1 pseudogene is annotated in these 582 nt (G+C 41.2%); it reads right to left on the bottom strand.

What is annotated here, in order from left to right:
- Positions 1 to 582, bottom strand: a pseudogene (locus tag A6E03_RS09210) (hypothetical protein); the annotation flags it as partial.

The following is a 582-nucleotide window of genomic DNA, read 5'->3' as shown; positions in this document are numbered from 1 at the left end:
CTGTCTTCAAAATACAGATAACTGCTATCTTCAGCCCATAAAAATTGAGAATGCCCTAAATCTGTACCAAGCAATATAGACTCCTGCGCTTGCACATCAAAAATAACTTTATCTATCCCTCCGCTTGTTCTTGATGCGTATGAATACGCTAAATAACGGTTATTAGGTGAGCGTCGCATGATACGAACATCGCCACTAAAATCATCAGTCACTAATCGTAAATCTGTACCATCTGTTTTGATGCTCCATACTTTGTCGTGAGATTCATAAATGGCTTTTTCACTGGCTGATGCACTAACAAAATCTCCGTTATTCCACCTAAAATCTACTCTCGGTAAATCGTAAGAGTCCGCATTTGACAAGTCTTCTCTTGGCCATTCTTTGGCGCTGTTAACCACAAAACAGGGCTTCATTATTCCCGGTATCGTGCCATTGGCTTCTTTCATTAAGATGTAGTTGTCTTTAGTGACATAAACACGGTTGTCGTCCCACTCTTGCTCGTTAAGCAATTCGACGTCAGTTTTGGGTGGTTCAACGGCTGTACTTAACGTTGAGGATTCGTCTTGGTTGCATCCATTTAGG

The organism is Aliivibrio sp. 1S128, assembly GCF_001691065.1.
Lineage (GTDB): Bacteria > Pseudomonadota > Gammaproteobacteria > Enterobacterales > Vibrionaceae > Aliivibrio.
Note: the sequence above shows the minus strand (reverse complement) of the source record. Positions and strands in the feature narration are given on the sequence as shown.